General features: G+C 63.4%; 1 protein-coding gene. It reads left to right on the top strand.

Translation table 11 applies throughout. The features are described 5' to 3' along the window. Window positions 1-32 precede the first annotated feature (32 nt). Window positions 33-790 (top strand): IS5 family transposase gene (locus AUL28_RS22430; RefSeq protein WP_156420146.1). Its coding sequence is split into 2 segments (ribosomal slippage): window positions 33-357 and window positions 357-790, totalling 759 coding nucleotides; the frame shifts between segments, so codons are not numbered across the junction. Window positions 791-809: the final 19 nt, after the last annotated feature.

The raw sequence follows: 809 nt of genomic DNA, 5'->3' as shown, positions 1-809 counted from the left end.
TCTGATTCAGGCTCCGTCCGGGGGGACTGGATATGAGCGATCTATACTGGCTGACGGTCGAGCAGATGGAGCGTCTTCGCCCGTTCTTTCCCAAGAGCCATGGCAGGCCACGGGTCGATGACCAGCGGGTTCTCAGCGGGATCATCTTCGTCAACCGCAACGGTCTGCGATGGCGGGATGCGCCCAAGGACTACGGGCCCGCAAAGACGCTGTACAACCGTTGGAAGCGTTGGGGCGAAGCGGGTGTCTTTGTCCGGATAATGGAAGGACTGGCAGCAGCCGGTGCCGATCCGCAGACCATCATGATCGATGCGACCTACCTGAAGGCGCACCGCACGGCATCGAGCCTTGCGGTCAAAAAGGGGGCCTTGGCCGCCTGATCGGTCGCACCAAGGGCGGCATGAACACCAAGCTTCACGCCGTGGCCGATGCGAACGGTCGTCCGCTGAGCTTCTTCCTGACCGCCGGGCCGGTGAGCGATTATACCAGGGCAGCAGCGCTGTTGGACGATCTGCCCAAGGCGCAGTGGCTGCTCGGCGATCGGGGCTACGACGCCGACTGGTTCCGGGACGCTCTTGCAGCCAAGGGCATCAAGCCCTGCATTCCAGGTCGCAAGTCGCGCAACGCGCCGGTGCGCCACGACAAGCGTCGCTACGTCAGACGCAACCGCATCGAGATCATGTTCGGGCGACTAAAGGACTGGCGGCGGGTTGCGACCCGCTACGATCGGTGCCCGACCGTCTTCTTCTCCGCCATCGCGCTCGCCGCCACCGTCCTCTTCTGGCTCTGAGCTATGAGTCCTGACCCTA

Origin of the sequence: Aureimonas sp. N4, assembly GCF_001463925.1 — a bacterium.
GTDB classification, from domain to species: domain Bacteria; phylum Pseudomonadota; class Alphaproteobacteria; order Rhizobiales; family Rhizobiaceae; genus Aureimonas; species Aureimonas ureilytica_A.
Note: the sequence above shows the minus strand (reverse complement) of the source record. Positions and strands in the feature narration are given on the sequence as shown.